This window comes from Tessaracoccus antarcticus (genome assembly GCF_003688855.1).
Taxonomy (GTDB): domain Bacteria; phylum Actinomycetota; class Actinomycetes; order Propionibacteriales; family Propionibacteriaceae; genus Arachnia; species Arachnia antarctica.
Genome location: NZ_REFW01000003.1, coordinates 191,074 through 205,407, shown reverse-complemented (window position 1 = coordinate 205,407; position 14,334 = coordinate 191,074). Strand labels below are relative to the sequence as shown.

At 67.8% G+C, this 14,334-nt stretch carries 15 protein-coding genes; 10 read left to right on the top strand and 5 right to left on the bottom strand.

Features of this window, described 5'->3' with window-relative positions; all coding sequences use genetic code 11:
* Positions 1 to 70: 70 nt before the first annotated feature.
* From EAX62_RS12205 to serA, 6 genes are read left to right on the top strand one after another with little or no spacing between them, the layout of a single operon-like run.
* Positions 71 to 1,543 carry an ABC transporter substrate-binding protein gene (locus EAX62_RS12205; protein WP_121901992.1) on the top strand — a complete coding sequence of 491 codons (1,473 nt, stop codon included), beginning with the start codon at positions 71 to 73 and terminating at the stop codon, positions 1,541 to 1,543.
* 1 nt (position 1,544) lies between these two features.
* Positions 1,545 to 2,504 (top strand): ABC transporter permease, encoded by a 960-nt coding sequence (locus EAX62_RS12200; RefSeq protein WP_121901991.1) that lies wholly within the window; start codon positions 1,545 to 1,547, stop codon positions 2,502 to 2,504.
* Positions 2,501 to 3,310, top strand: a complete 810-nt coding sequence (locus EAX62_RS12195) for an ABC transporter permease (RefSeq protein WP_121901990.1) — start codon at positions 2,501 to 2,503, stop codon at positions 3,308 to 3,310. Before EAX62_RS12200 ends, EAX62_RS12195 begins: the two co-directional genes overlap by 4 nt.
* On the top strand, positions 3,307 to 4,134 hold the full coding sequence (locus EAX62_RS12190) for an ABC transporter ATP-binding protein (RefSeq protein ID WP_121901989.1): 828 nt from the start codon (positions 3,307 to 3,309) through the stop codon (positions 4,132 to 4,134). Before EAX62_RS12195 ends, EAX62_RS12190 begins: the two co-directional genes overlap by 4 nt.
* Positions 4,131 to 4,910 carry an ABC transporter ATP-binding protein gene (locus EAX62_RS12185; protein WP_233557924.1) on the top strand — a complete coding sequence of 260 codons (780 nt, stop codon included), beginning with the start codon at positions 4,131 to 4,133 and terminating at the stop codon, positions 4,908 to 4,910. The genes EAX62_RS12190 and EAX62_RS12185 overlap by 4 nt, the downstream gene beginning before the upstream one ends.
* A gap of 57 nt (positions 4,911 to 4,967) precedes the next feature.
* Positions 4,968 to 6,158 (top strand): phosphoglycerate dehydrogenase, encoded by a 1,191-nt coding sequence (gene serA / locus EAX62_RS12180; RefSeq protein ID WP_121901988.1) that lies wholly within the window; start codon positions 4,968 to 4,970, stop codon positions 6,156 to 6,158.
* A 139-nt stretch (positions 6,159 to 6,297) separates the two neighbouring features.
* Here the strand turns inward: serA and EAX62_RS12175 are convergent, their stop codons facing one another.
* The 5 genes from EAX62_RS12175 to EAX62_RS12155 form a co-directional block, all read right to left on the bottom strand.
* Complete coding sequence (locus tag EAX62_RS12175; RefSeq protein ID WP_121901987.1) at positions 6,298 to 7,167, bottom strand: SDR family oxidoreductase; 870 nt, start codon at positions 7,165 to 7,167, stop codon at positions 6,298 to 6,300.
* A 118-nt stretch (positions 7,168 to 7,285) separates the two neighbouring features.
* Positions 7,286 to 8,080 carry an inositol monophosphatase family protein gene (locus tag EAX62_RS12170; protein ID WP_121901986.1) on the bottom strand — a complete coding sequence of 265 codons (795 nt, stop codon included), beginning with the start codon at positions 8,078 to 8,080 and terminating at the stop codon, positions 7,286 to 7,288.
* A gap of 29 nt (positions 8,081 to 8,109) precedes the next feature.
* On the bottom strand, positions 8,110 to 9,093 hold the full coding sequence (gene rsgA, locus EAX62_RS12165) for a ribosome small subunit-dependent GTPase A (protein ID WP_121901985.1): 984 nt from the start codon (positions 9,091 to 9,093) through the stop codon (positions 8,110 to 8,112).
* Positions 9,093 to 10,364 carry a 3-phosphoshikimate 1-carboxyvinyltransferase gene (gene aroA / locus EAX62_RS12160; protein WP_121901984.1) on the bottom strand — a complete coding sequence of 424 codons (1,272 nt, stop codon included), beginning with the start codon at positions 10,362 to 10,364 and terminating at the stop codon, positions 9,093 to 9,095. The genes rsgA and aroA overlap by 1 nt, the downstream gene beginning before the upstream one ends.
* Positions 10,364 to 10,978 (bottom strand): DoxX family protein, encoded by a 615-nt coding sequence (locus tag EAX62_RS12155; protein WP_158600664.1) that lies wholly within the window; start codon positions 10,976 to 10,978, stop codon positions 10,364 to 10,366. Before EAX62_RS12155 ends, aroA begins: the two co-directional genes overlap by 1 nt.
* 59 nt (positions 10,979 to 11,037) lie before the next feature.
* Between EAX62_RS12155 and EAX62_RS12150 the strand changes: the two genes are divergently transcribed.
* From EAX62_RS12150 to EAX62_RS12135, 4 genes are all read left to right on the top strand, one after another.
* Positions 11,038 to 11,727 (top strand): SOS response-associated peptidase, encoded by a 690-nt coding sequence (locus EAX62_RS12150; protein WP_121901982.1) that lies wholly within the window; start codon positions 11,038 to 11,040, stop codon positions 11,725 to 11,727.
* A 118-nt stretch (positions 11,728 to 11,845) separates the two neighbouring features.
* Positions 11,846 to 12,469, top strand: coding sequence for a sigma-70 family RNA polymerase sigma factor (locus EAX62_RS12145; protein WP_121902157.1), 624 nt, complete (start codon positions 11,846 to 11,848; stop codon positions 12,467 to 12,469).
* Complete coding sequence (locus EAX62_RS12140; RefSeq protein ID WP_121901981.1) at positions 12,469 to 12,738, top strand: zf-HC2 domain-containing protein; 270 nt, start codon at positions 12,469 to 12,471, stop codon at positions 12,736 to 12,738. Before EAX62_RS12145 ends, EAX62_RS12140 begins: the two co-directional genes overlap by 1 nt.
* A gap of 65 nt (positions 12,739 to 12,803) precedes the next feature.
* Complete coding sequence (locus EAX62_RS12135; protein WP_233557923.1) at positions 12,804 to 14,312, top strand: SDR family NAD(P)-dependent oxidoreductase; 1,509 nt, start codon at positions 12,804 to 12,806, stop codon at positions 14,310 to 14,312.
* Positions 14,313 to 14,334 lie beyond the last annotated feature (22 nt).

The following is a 14,334-nucleotide window of genomic DNA, read 5'->3' as shown; positions in this document are numbered from 1 at the left end:
CACGATGGGGGAGTTCCGCCCAATGGAAGCACGTCGTCCACGCCGCCTCGTCGCGGCTTGGCTTTGTCTGATGGCTGCTGGAGCCGTCGCGCTGACAGCCTGCACACGTCCCGAAGCACCCTCCCAGGGTGAACCCGTCATCCTCAACATCGGGGCCACCGGTGAACCCGTGGGTCTCGACCCGTCGACGGTCAACGGGGCCGGCACACCCTTCGTGCTGCTCTACAACGTGTACGAGACCTTGGTGCGGATAGATGGCGAGGGCGCGATCCGCCCTCTGCTGGCCCGCGACTACAGCGTTTCCGATGACAACAAGGTCTACACCTTCAACCTGGACGGGCTGGCCAAGTTCGCCTCGAACACCCCTGTCGACGCCGAGGCGGTCGTGACGTCCTTCGACCGGATCCTGAAGGGTGACGGCATCACTGACCAGGTCACGTCGAAGATGGCGCCGGTGGACTCGGTCAAGGCTCTCGACTCCGACACCGTCGAGGTCACCCTGAAGCAGCCGAGCAACCAGTGGCTCTTCGACATGGCCGGTCCCGCCGGCATCATCTACGACCCGGCCGGTCTGGACACCCTGGACACGAAACCGGCCGGTTCCGGGCCGTTTGCCTTTGCGGAGTGGGAGACGGGCCAGTTCGTGAAGCTCGTGCGCAATGATCACTACTGGGGCACGGGAACGCGCGTCGACGAGGTCTTTTTCCGCTACTACGCCGACCCGAACGCCATGAACACGGCCATGCTGTCCGGCCAGCTGGACATCATCTCGAACCTGACGGTGCCCCAGGCCCTCGACCAGTTCGGGGACCCCGACAAGTACACCGTCATCGAAGGCACCACCGACGGGGAGGTGGTACTCGGGTTCAACCACGACAACCCGCAACTCGCCGACCTCAAGGTCCGTCAGGCCATCAACTACGGCATCGACCGGCAGGCGCTCGTGGACTCCGTCTGGGGTGGCAAGGGCATGCTCATCGGGTCCATGGTTGCGCCCACCGACCCGTGGTTCGAGGACCTCTCGAAGACCTACACCTTCGACCAGGAGAAGGCGCGTGCCCTGCTGAAGGAAGCGGGCTTCGAGTCCGGCCTGACGCTGCGTTTGCGCGTCCCCACGCTGCCCTACGCCCCGCCCGCCGCCCGGTTCATCGCGGCACAGCTCAAGGAGATCGGCGTCACGGTGCAGGTGGAGGAACTGGAGTTTGCCCGCTGGCTCAGTGAGGTCTACACCGCTGGCGACTACGACATGACGATCGTCGCGCACGTCGAGCCCCGCGACATCGGCAACTTCGCCAACCCGGACTACTACTGGCACTACGACAACCCCGCATTCGCAGACCTCATCAAGAAGGCCGACGAGGGCTCGGCGCAGGAACAGGTGACGCTGATGAAGGAGGCCGCGAAGATGTTGGCCGACGACGCGGCAGCCGACTGGCTGTTCCTTCTCCCCAACCTGGTGATCACCACCAAGGAGGTCTCCGGACTCGAGCAGAACGCCACGAGCCTGTCCTTTGACCTGACGTCAGTCGCCACCAACCGGTGACGTGACCCTGCGCACCGTGGGGCTGCGGCTGGCCGGGCTGGTGGTCAGCCTCCTGGTTGCCTCCCTGCTCATTTTTCTCGCCACCAACGCCCTGCCCGGCGACGTCGCACAGGTCATCCTGGGGACGAACGCCTCACCGGGGGAGGTGGAGGCACTTCGCCAGCGCCTCGGGCTCGACCGGCCGCTGAGCGTTCGCTACGTCGAATGGGTCACCGGTGTGGTGCGCGGCGATTTCGGTACGTCCATGATCACGGGCCGCGACGTGGTCTCGCAGATCGCGCCCCGCCTGGAGGTGTCGCTGTGGCTCGTGGGTCTCGCCATGGTGCTCGCGATCCTCATCTCCCTGCCGCTGGGCGCGTTCGCGGCGGTCCGTCGACGCCACGCCAGCGGCTTCGTCGCCTCCGCCATTGCCCAGATAGGGCTGTCCATCCCTGCTTTCTGGGCGGGAATCTGGCTGGTGGTGATCTTTGCCGTGACGCTGCGGTGGCTGCCCGCCGGCAACTACGTCAGCTACTGGGACAGCCTCGGACAGTGGGCCCTGCACCTGGTGCTGCCCGTCACGGCGCTGGCCGTCGTTCAGGCCAGCATCCTGGCCCGCTACGTGCGGAGCGCCATCATCGACGTCCTCGGGGAGGACTGGTTCCGCACCGCCCGCTCCGTGGGCTGGTCCACGTGGGGTGCTCTGCTGCGGCACGGCAGCCGCAACGTGGCCATCTCCCTGTTGACCGTCATCGGCCTGCAGCTCTCGACGCTCCTGGTGGGGGCCATCATCATCGAACAGGTCTTCGCTCTGCCGGGCCTGGGCTCCCGCCTCCTGCTGGCCGTTGGCCAGCGCGACCTCGTGGTGGTCCAAGGCATCGTGCTGCTGCTCGTGTGGGCCGTGCTGGTCATCAATTTCGTGGTCGACGTCATCTACCAGTTCGTCGATCCGCGGCTGCGACGGGTGGGGACAAACCGATGAGGCGCGCGAACCTCGTGGTGGGTGGTGTCCTCATTGCGGTCATCGTCTCGATGGCGGCCGTGGGGCTGTTCTGGACGCCGTTCAGCCCCACGGCCATCTCCGGGCCCCGGTTGGCACCCCCCGGATGGCCGCATGTGTTGGGCACCGACGGGCAGGGCAGCGACACTGCCTCCCGCATCATCAGCGGTGCCAAGCTGGCCCTGCTGGTGGGCGTCATGTCGGTCTCTGCGGCCGCCCTCATCGGGGTACCCGTGGGCATCATCGCCGGCATGTCCCACCGGTGGGTGGCAGCCATCTTGTCCCGCGGCGCCGACATCCTCTACGGTTTCCCCGCCCTGCTGCTGGCCATCCTCTTCGCGGCCGCCGTGGGCGGCTCCACGTGGACGGCCGTGGCAGCCATCGGCATCGCCACCATCCCCGTCTTCGTCCGTATCGCCCGTGCCGCCACGATGCAGGTCATGAGCCAGACCTTCGTGGAGGCGGCCAGACTGTCTGCCACCCCGCCCCTGCAGGTGGCGTGGCGCCACGTGCTCCCCAACATCGCCCCGGTGCTGGGGGTGCAGGTGTCCGTCAGCTTCGGGCTGGCAATCCTCGCCGAGGCGGGACTGTCCTACCTGGGCCTCGGCTCCGGCAGCGACGTCCCCACGTGGGGCAGGATGCTGCGCGAGGCGCAGAACGAACTCTTCAACGCCCCGCTCGTGGCGCTGTGGCCCGGTCTGGCCATCGCCATGGCCACCATGGGCTTCAACCTGCTCGGCGACGGACTGCGCGACCTGCTGGACCCCAAGCTGCGGGAGATCGCGTGAACCGACTTGAGGTGACAGACCTGACCGTCGCGTTCGGCCGCCGCCGCACCGTCGCCGTCGACCGCCTGTCGTTCACGCTGGGGCAGCACGAGCGCCTCGGGATCATCGGGCAGTCCGGATCCGGGAAGTCCGTCACGGGTCTGGCAATGATCGGGCTCCTCCCCGAAAATGCCCACGTCAGCGGGTCCATCCTCCTCAACGGGCGCGAACTCGTGGGCGCCCCGGAGCGGGAGCTGCGTCCTTTGCGGGGCGACGAGGTGTCCATGATTTTCCAGGAACCCATGACCGCCCTGGACCCCACGATGCGCGTGGGGCGCCAGATCGGTGAGGTGGTGGCGCTGCACCACCGCGACCGCAGGGGCGGTATCCACGACGAGGTGCTCGACTGGCTGGGGCGTGTCGGCATGACCGACCCGGAGCGCGTCGCCCGGTCCTTTCCCGACGAGCTCTCCGGTGGGCAACGGCAACGCGCGCTGGTGGCCATGGCGCTGGCGAACGAGCCGGGGCTCGTGATCTGCGACGAACCCACCACGGCGCTCGACGTCATCGTGCAGCGCCAGATCCTTGACCTGCTCGACGAGCAACTCCAGGGGCGCGCGTCGCTGTTCGTCAGCCACGACCTCGCCGTGGTCCGGCAGGTCTGCGACAGGGTGCTCGTCATGCTCCAGGGGCGTGTGGTGGAGTCCGGGAAGATCGACGACATCATCGAGGACCCGCAGCATCCCTACACGCGGGGCCTCGTCGCGGCGGCGCGCATCGGCAACCACCCGAGGGGCACCCGGTTACCCACCATGACCGACTTCACAGAGGGGGGTCGTGCGTGAACGGCTCACTGATGGCGACGCAGGGTGCCGAGGTGACGTACCGGCGCTCCGGGCGGCCATTCGTGGCGCTCCACGACGTGACCTTCCGGCTCGCGCCGGGGGAGCGGGTGGGGGTCGTGGGCGGCTCCGGTTCAGGCAAGACCACGCTGGCCCGGCTGCTGTTGGGGCTGATCCGGCCCAGCGCCGGGACGGTGTCGTTCCGGGGTCAACGCGTCGACGGCTTGCCCGAACGACTCCTCGGCGACCTGCGGGCCGGTGCCTCCATGGTGTTCCAGGACCCCAACTCCTCGCTCAACCCACGCATGGAGGTGGGCGACATCATCTCTGAGCCGCTGCGCTCGCCACGGCTCCGGCGTCGCGGCGACCTTCCAGAGGTATCCCCGGAGGCTGTCCGGGCGGCGCTGGAGTCCGTCGGCCTGGATCCGGCCACAACGTCCCGCTTCCCGCACCAGCTCTCCGGTGGGCAGCGGCAGCGGGTGGCCATCGCGCGGGCTCTCGTCAGCGACCCCGAGGCTCTCGTGGCCGATGAACCCGTGTCAGCGCTGGACGTGTCCGTGCGCGCACAGGTGCTGAACCTCCTGTCCGACGCCGTCACGGAGCGAGGTCTCGCGCTGGTGTTCATTTCGCATGACCTCGCCGTGGTGCGGCACCTGTGCGAACGTGTCGTGGTGATGCAGCAGGGCCGCGTCGTCGAGGAGGGGGCCGTCGACGACGTGTTCGCGGATCCCCGCCACCCCTACACCAGGCAGTTGCTCGAGGCAACACTCAGCATCTGATCGACCGTGACCTGACCAGGCAGCAGCCCCCGTCCGCAGATCGCTATTGTGGGACACGTGAAGGCTCTCCTGCTCGAAAACATCCATTCCGAGGCCACCCGCATCCTGACGAAGCGTGGCTACGACGTCGAGAACAGGGCCGGCGCCCTGACTGACGGTGATCTCGTCGCCGCGCTCGAGGGCGTCAGCTACCTGGGTATCCGGTCTCGTACGCAGATCACCCGCGAAATCCTGGAGGCTGCACCCAGCCTCAAGGCCGTGGGCGCCTTCTGCATCGGTACCAACCAGATCGACCTCGACGCCGCGACCGAGGCCGGTGTGGCCGTGTTCAACGCCCCCTACTCCAACACGCGCTCCGTCGTGGAACTCGCGATCGCCGAGATCATCTGCCTGGCCCGCCACCTCACGGACCGCAACAAGGACGTCCACGAGGGGCGCTGGGACAAGTCGGCCATCGGCTCCCACGAGATCCGGGGGCGAACGCTCGGCATCATCGGGTACGGCAACATCGGCTCCCAGCTGTCCGTGGTGGCCGAGGCGCTCGGCATGCGCGTGTACTACTACGACATCGCGGACCGCCTGCCGCTCGGCAACGCCAAGGGCCTGGGGTCCATGGAGGAACTGCTGGAGGTCTCCGAGACGGTCTCCGTGCACGTCGACGGCCGGGCCAGCAACGCCGGCCTCATCGGCGAGGCACAGTTCGCCCAGATGCGTCCCCGCACGCTGTTCCTGAACCTGTGCCGCGGCAACGTCGTCGACCACGACGCCCTGTATGACAACCTCGTGAGCGGTCACCTGGCGGGTGCCGCCATCGACGTGTACCCCAAGGAGCCCAAGATGAAGGGCGAGCCCATGGTCAGCAAGCTGCAGGGCCTGAGCAATGTCATCCTCACCCCGCACATCGGTGGCTCCACTCTGGAGGCTCAGGTGGACATCGGCCGCTACGTCGCCGGCAAGCTCGCCGACTACGAGACCTACGGCGCCACATCAATGTGTGTGAACCTGCCCGAGGTGCCCGGCGCATCCCCGGAGAACCACCGCATCGTGCACCTGCACCACAACGTGCCCGGCGTGATGGCCCGCCTGAACCACCTGCTGGCCAACCACAACATGAACATCGCTTCCCAGACGCTGTCCACCCGGGGCCAGCTCGGCTACGCCGTCACCGACGTGTCGGGGGAGGCGCCCGCCGACCTCCTCACCGAACTCGAGGCCCTGGACGAGACAGTCCGCGTCCGGGTGCTGTAAGTCCACCACACACGTCACGAAACCCCGGCCCACCCGGTCGTGGGCCGGGGTTCTGTGTCGTGGGGGCCCGGGCCCCCCTGTGTTGCTCGGCAGTTCCTCGCGGCGAGGCATGCGGGAATGCTCCCGGTCCCGGACAGCCTCAGGCGTCGTGGTTGGCTGCCATCTCGCGAAAATAGTCCCCGACGCGGTGGGTGCCGCAGCGCTCGCCGACGGCGTCGTGCGTCAATCCCTCGGCGAAGAACTGGGCGAGGCTGGCGGATCGCTCGCCCAGACGAGACGCCATCCACACTGTTGCCGTGAGGGCTGGGCCGGGGATCGTCACCAGGCGCGGATGCTTCCCCCACGCCTCGAAGGCGAGACGGGCCATGTCCGGGTAGGTGAGAACATCGGGGCCACCCACATCCCAGGAGCCGTTGACGTCCCCCATCCTGTCGACGCAGAATCGGGCCAGGTCCGCGCCGTGGATGGGCGCCACGCGCGCGTCACCGGGAGGCACCAGTGCGACGCCGCGCCGCGCCATGCCCACGTAGTCGCCGACGTCGGAGAAGTACCCGGACGGGTTCACCACCTGATGGGCCACGGGGGAGCGACGCAGCACTTCGGCGAACGCTGACTTGGCGCGCAAAAGCAGGGAGCGGCCAATGTCTGCATGCATGACGTTGACGTAGAGGAAGGAGCGCACCTGATGGTGCTCCGCGTCGGCCAGCAGGTGCAGGTTGGCCACGAAATCGACATCCCACGGGTTCGCGTTCTGTCGGGTGACCCCCAGTGCGGAGATGACCCGGTCCGCCCCGCGGCAGAGTCCCGTGACGAAGCCCGGGTCGGTGACCTCCCCCTCGGCCCACTCCGCGACGAGTCCTGACAGCGAGGGCGCGCCGTGTGGACCCGGCGATTCTGCCCGGCGGCGGGAGCGGACAATCGCACGCACCAGGTGACCGCGTGCCGCGAGCTCGGCCACGACGTGGCGGCCCAGGTAGCCGGTGGCGCCGGCGACAACGACGGTGTCCATGTCACCCTCCTCGAAGCTGCACGCCGAGGCCAGGCTGGTGCCGGCAGTGGTGTCACGCTACGTCCGGCCAGAGGTGGATGCAACCACATTCCAGAAGTCGCGACCGTCGTCCCCTGGTTCAGAGGGTGCTGAGTACTTCCATGGCGATGTCGTGGAGCAGGCCGTTGGTCGCGAGGGCGCCGGGACCCTTGACACCGGGCTCTCCGTCGAGGTTGGTGAAGCGACCGCCGGCTTCCCGGACGATGATGTCAAGGGCGGCCATGTCGTAGAGGGCCAGGTCCGGCTCGCACGCGATGTCGACGGCGCCCTCGGCCACCAGCATGTAGCTCCAGAAGTCGCCGTAGGCGCGGGTGCGCCAGGACTGGCGCATGAGGTCGATGAAGCCCTGGCCGCGGCCCGAGTCCACCCATTCGGAGATGTCGGAGTAGGACAGGGAGGCGTTGTCCATCTCGGAGACCTTGCTGACGCGGATCTCCGAGGCGTTGAACAGGGTCTTGCCGGTGCGCGCGCCGCCGTTGAGGCTGGCCCACCAGCGCCGGCTGAGCGCGGGGGCGGACACGACGGATGCGACGACCTCCCCCTCCACCTGCAGTGCGATGAGGGTGGCCCACACGGGAACGCCGCGCAAGTAGTTCTTGGTGCCGTCGATGGGATCGATGATCCAGCGGCGTGCGCTCTCGCCGGTGTCCGACATCTCCTCGCCGTGCACGGCGTCGCGCGGACGGGCCTTGGCCAGCGTCCGTCGGATCGACTCCTCGACGGCGGTGTCCGCCTCGGTGACGGGTGTGTTGTCAGGTTTGCTCTCAAAACGCAGGTCGAGTGCTTTGAAGCGATTCATGGACAACGAGTCCGCGTCGTCGGCAAGCATGTGCATGAGTCGGACGTCGTCGGTCAGGTTCTTCGGCTGGGCCATGGACCCAACCTATCGAACAGGGTGATCGCTCAGATGAAGGCGCGCTCCATGCGGCGGAATGAGGCGAGCCGGAGGTGGTCCAGCCGACCATCCGCCACGGCCTCGTCCAGTGCGCACCCCTCTGCACCGGTCTGGTGGTGGCAGCCGCGGGGACACTGCTCGGCAAACTCCGTGAGGTCGCCGAACGCGGCCACGATGGAGGAGGTCTTCACGTGGCTGATGCCGAACGAGCGCACGCCCGGTGTGTCCACGATCCAGCCACCCTGCGGCAGCGGGATCGCCAGGGCCGAGGTGGAGGTGTGACGGCCCTTGCCGGTGAGGTCGCTGACCTCAGCCACCGCGCGGTTGATGCCGGGCACCAGGGCGTTGACGAGGGTGGACTTCCCGACGCCCGAGTGCCCCACCAGCACGGTGGTGTGGTCGGTGAGGATGCTGTGCACGGCCGCGAGGTCGGAGCCGGGGCGGGTGGTGATGATGGGGACGTCCAACGGCTGGTAGGCCGCGATCAGTTCGTCGGGGCTGGCGAGGTCGGCTTTGGTGAGGCACAGGATGGGGGAGACCTTCGCGTCGAAGGCGGCCACCAGAATCCTGTCGATCATGCCCATGCGGGGCTCCGGGTCAGCCAGTGCCGTCACAATCATGAGTTGGTCGGCATTGGCCACGATGGGCCGCTCGAACGTGTCGGCGTCGTCGGCGCTGCGACGCAGGATGGTCCGGCGCTCTGCCACCTCGACGATACGGGCCAGCGTGCCCTCCGAGCCGGAGGTGTCGCCGTCGAGCGTCACGACATCTCCGACGATGACACCCTTGCGCCCGATGACGCGCGCTTTCGTCGCCGTGACCAACGTTCCGTTGTCCAGCAGGCAGCGGTACCGCCCACGGTCCACGGTCACGATCCGCGCCGTCGGGGCCCCGAAGTAGTCGGGTCGCTCCTTGGTGCGGGGACGGCTGTGCTTGCGGGGCCGGTCGAAACCACCCTGGTCATCGGCGCCGAGCCCCCCGCGACGGGCCATCAGGCACCCACCGCGGCGAGCCAGTCGGCCTCGAAGTTGGGCATGGTCTTCGCGACGCATGCCAGGTCGGTGACGCTGAGTCCGGGGACGCGCAGCGCGAGGATGGCGGCCGAATGCACCATGCGGTGGTCGGCGTAGGTCTCGAACTCGGTGGGTGCGAGGTCGGTGGGTGAGTCGACACCTTCCACGACGAGCCCGTCGTCGGTCTCGTGGGCTGTGATGCCCAGCCGGGTGAACTCCGTGACGAGGGCGGCGAGGCGATCGGTTTCGTGGCCGCGGATGTGCCCGACGCCGCGGATGCGGGTGGTACCCCGGGCCAGCGCGCCCAGGCTCGCCACGACAGGTGTCAGCTCGGAGGAGGCATGCAGGTCGACGTCGATGCCCTGCAGGCGCTCGGGTCCGTGCAGCGTGACACGGTCCCCGTCCTGATCGACGGTGGCGCCGAGGCGCCGGGCGATGTCCAGGAAGAGACCACCGGCCTGCTGGTTCACAGCGGGCCAGCTGGGCACGGTGACGGAGCCCCCGGTGACGGCCGCGGCTGCCAGGAAGACTGACGCGTTGGTGAGGTCGGGCTCCACCGTCATGTCGCGCGCAGCGATGGGACCGGGTGCCACCTGCCAGGTGTTGTCGTCCACCTCGTCGATGTGGACGTCGTGCTGGCGCAGCATGTGCACCGTCATGCCGATGTGAGGGCGGGACGGCACGGTGGCGCCGACCTGTTCGATGCGCAGCCCCCGGGGGAGCCTGGCTGCCACCAGCAGCAGGCCGGAAATGTACTGGCTTGTGGCGGAGGAGTCCACCCGCACCACGTTCGACGCGCTGCGGCCGGGCGTGACGGTGAACGGGAGCCTGTCCGAGTCCACGTCCGCACCCAGTTGGCGCAATGCGTCGAGGAGCCCTGCCATGGGCCGGTTGCTGGCATGCGGGTCGCCGTAGAAGTGCGTGGGGCCCCCGGCCAGCAGCGCGACGGGGGGCACGAAGCGCATCACGGTGCCGGCGAGCCCGCAGTCGATGCCACTGGCTGCAGTGGTGAAACGTTGCGGCGCCGTGATGCGCAGCCCGTCGGACACGTCCCCCTCGACCGTGACGCCCATCGAGCGCAGCGCGGCAATCATCAGGTCACTGTCGCGGGAGGCCAGCGCGCCTTTAACCGTGCAGGGCCCGTCCGCCAAGGCAGCGATGACGAAGGCACGGTTGGTCTCGGACTTCGACCCGGGGACCAGAACTTCAGCCGTCACCGGTCCCGGGGACGAAGGGAGAAGGTGTGCCATCAGTGGATCACGGACTCCAGCTTCTTACCGACCTTCTTGGCCTCTTTCCGGGCACTCTTCGACAGGTCATGGCCCTTCTTCTCCGCCTTCTTCGCGGCCTTTTTCGCTGTGTGCGAGATGTCGTCGGTCGTGGCGGAGATCTTCTTGTCGGCAGCCTTGACGGTCTGCTCTGCCCGCCACGACAGGCTGGGGCGACCCTGGAGGTCGCGGGCGGCGATCAACGTGGCACCCAGAAGGGCCAGGTTCGTCAGCACCTTCGGTCGGGCCGCGTCCTTCTCCTCCTTGGAGGCGCCCTTCGCCGGGAGTGCGATGGCGACGTTCAGGACCGTGGACTTGGCCAGGAGGACCGCACCCAGTCGGCGACCGATCCCGGTGGCGAACATCACACCACCTGCCACCTCGGCGGCGCCCCCCAGACGGACCCACGTCTCCGTGGACTCGGGGATGGACGAGGAGTAGGGCGCCGGGACCACGCGCTGCAACAGCGGCACGACGCGCGCCGTGAAGGCTTCGGCTTCCGGGGCGGACTCGGCGGGGTTGCGCAGCTTCTTCACACCGTCGGCGATGAAGGCGCTGGCGAACAGACTACGGGACAGAAAACGCAACAGGCTCATGGGGCCAAACATACCCACTCAGGAGTGCACGAGCGCTCGCACGTCCTAGATTGGTGCGCATGTGTGGGCGATACGCGGCCGGTGCTGATCCTGACGAACTCGTCGAGGAGTACCGCATCGACGAGGTCACGGCGGACGGGCGCGACGCGTGCGTTCCCCGGTTCAACATCGCCCCCACCGACACGGTTCCCGCAGTGGTGGAGCGCGAGGCGGAGACAGGTCTCCTCCGCAAGCTCGTGGGCCTCCGGTGGGGTCTGGTGCCCAGTTGGTCGAAGGATGCCGGGGGCGGCGCGCGCATGATCAACGCCCGCGTGGAGACCGTCACCGAAAAACCCGCCTATCGCAGGGCCATGGCGGCCAGGCGGTGCCTGCTGCCCGCCCTGGGCTACTACGAGTGGCGGCCGGAGAAAATCGGGGACACCACGCTGAAGCAGCCCTACTTCCTCAGGCCGGCTGATGGCTCGATGGTGCACATGGCCGGGATCTACGAATTCTGGAAGGGGCCAGACGGATGGCTCGCCACGGCGTCCATCATCACCACCAGCGCCACCGATGAGCTGGGGTGGGTGCACGACAGGATGCCCATGACCGTCACGGACCGGGACCTCTGGCTGGACCCTGGACTCACGGCCGGTGAGACGGCGCGGGAACTACTGGTGCCGCTGCCGCATCTGGCGCCCACCAAGGTGTCGAGGGCCGTCAATTCCGTGGCCAACGACGGAGCCGACCTTCTGCTGCCCATCGAGTGATCTTTTGGGGAATAGACGGGCCACGGGTGGTGTTCCACCAGACATGGCCCCACTCCTCGACACGGCAGTCCCGGACATGGGTCTGCGTCGTCGTTTTCCGGCGCTATCCTCGTACCTGATGAACGTGGAAGCCTCAAGCACTGACCTCGCCCCGGACGCCGTCGACGTCCCGTCGCAGGACGCTGCCTTCGAGGAAGAGGCGCTCAGCCACCTGGACCGTCTCTACGCCGCCGCGTTGCGCATGACCCGCAATGCCGCTGACGCCGAGGACGTGGTACAGGAGGCCTACGCCAAAGCGTTCGCCGCTCAGTCCACCTTCACGCCCGGAACCAATCTCAAGGCGTGGCTGTACCGGATTCTCACCAACACCTACATCAACACCTACCGCAAGGCTCAGCGTTCGCCTCGCACCAGCTTCGACGGCGACGTCGAGGACTGGCACCTGGCACGGGCGGCCTCGCATGACTCCGAGGGTCTGCGATCAGCGGAGATGGAGGCGCTGGATCAGACGCCCGACAAGACGGTGGCTGATGCGATGAGCGGGTTGCCCGAGAACTTCAGGATGGCTGTCTACCTGTCGGACGTCGAAGGTTTCTCGTACAAGGAGATCGCCGAGATCATGGGTACGCCGATCGGCACGGTCATGAGCCGGCTGAACCGGGGGCGCGCCCTCCTGCGTGACGCGCTGGCCGACTACGCGGCCGAACGTGGCATCTCCCGTCGTCAGCGAGGCGATGCGTGATGTCCGACACCGCAATGTGGAGCCACGAACACGACGAGATGGACGAATGCGTCAGGGCCCTGGAGGCGGTTCACGCCTTCCTCCACCACGAACTGGCCGACGCGGACGCGGACGTGATCCGCGTTCACCTGCACGCCTGCGAACGATGTATGGAGAACTTCGACATCGAGTCCACCATCACGGAGATGATCGAACGCAGCCAGCCCGCGCAGAGGGCGCCGGCAGGACTCGCCGCCCGGGTGCGCGTCATCCGTCGCACTCTCCGCTGAGACCCTGCACTCATGCCGGCCGGCACGACGCCAGCTTTACGGGGACGGTGAACTAGGATCTGGCGGTGACCAACCCCAGCCTGGATGCCATCGACCCCGACGAACTCGCCATCGCGGTCAAGGTGCTCGGTGAGCTCCATGAGCTGCCGTCGGATCATCCCGACGTGACCACGGTGAAGCGCGCGGCATCCCACATGTACAAGGTGCTCAAGCACACCCGTCGGTTGCGCAAGCGCGAGGCGGAGGCGGCGGCCGACCGCGCCATCATCGAAGCCACCGCCACCGGTTCGCGGATGCGCATCGACGACGAGACCCAGGGCATTCAGCTCGTCTCCACCACCACCGGTGCCTTCGCCGGCGAGTTGTTGAAGTCCCGCGGTTGCTACATCTGCAAGCGCGACTACACGCTGGTGGACGCTTTCTACCACTGGCTCTGCCCCGAGTGCGCCGCCTTCTCCCACACCAAGCGTGACCAGCGCACCGACCTGACGGGCAAGCGGGCGCTGCTGACCGGCGGTCGGTCCAAGATCGGCATGTACATTGCGTTGCGTCTGCTGCGCGACGGTGCACACACCACCATCACCACGCGGTTCCCGAAGGACGCCGTCCGGCGTTTCTCCTCGCTCGAGGACAGCGACGAATGGCTCCACCGGCTCAAGATTGTCGGGATCGACCTGCGCGACCCCACCCAGGTGGTTTCCCTGGCTGAGGACGTGGCCGCCTCAGGGCCCCTGGACATCCTCATCAACAACGCCTGCCAGACCGTCAGGCGCTCACCCGGCGCCTACAGCCAACTCGTCGAGGCTGAGCTGGTCCCCCTCGCACCCCCCTGCGCCGGCCGTGAACTGCCGGAGATGCTCTCCTTCGACCGGATCTCCGAGGCCCACCCCGCTGCAATCGCCGGTGCCCTGAACAGGGACGCCGTGCCACAGCACGAAGGTGAGTCACTCGAGCAGGCCCGGGCCGTGCACACGGCAGCGTCGCTGACGGCGCTGGCCCTCTCCGCCGGGAACGCCTCGCTCGAGGCACACCTGGCCGGAACCGCCGTCGATGCCGGGGGACTGCTGCCTGATACACAGACCAACAATTCCTGGACCCAGGTTGTCGACGAGGTCGACCCGTTGGAGTTGCTCGAGGTGCAGTTCTGCAACTCGATCGCGCCGTTCCTGCTGGTCTCCAAGCTGAGGCCGGCGATGCGGGCGGCCGTCGCCGCCGGTGCCCGACGCGCGTACGTGGTCAACGTTTCAGCCATGGAGGGGCAGTTCTCCCGGCGCTACAAGGGTGCCGGCCACCCGCACACCAACATGGCCAAGGCCGCTTTGAACATGATGACCCGGACCAGCGCCGGGGAGATGTTTGAGACCGACAAGATCCTGATGACAGCGGTCGACACCGGATGGATCACCGACGAGCGGCCCCACCAGGAAAAGTTGCGGATCGCCGCCGAGGGCTGGCACGCCCCCCTCGACCTGGTCGACGGCGCGGCCCGGGTCTACGACCCGATCGTGATCGGCGAGGCAGGGGAGGACCTCTACGGCTGTTTCGTGAAGGACTACAAGCCCAGCCCCTGGTGACGCTGACGCCCCGTCACCCCGG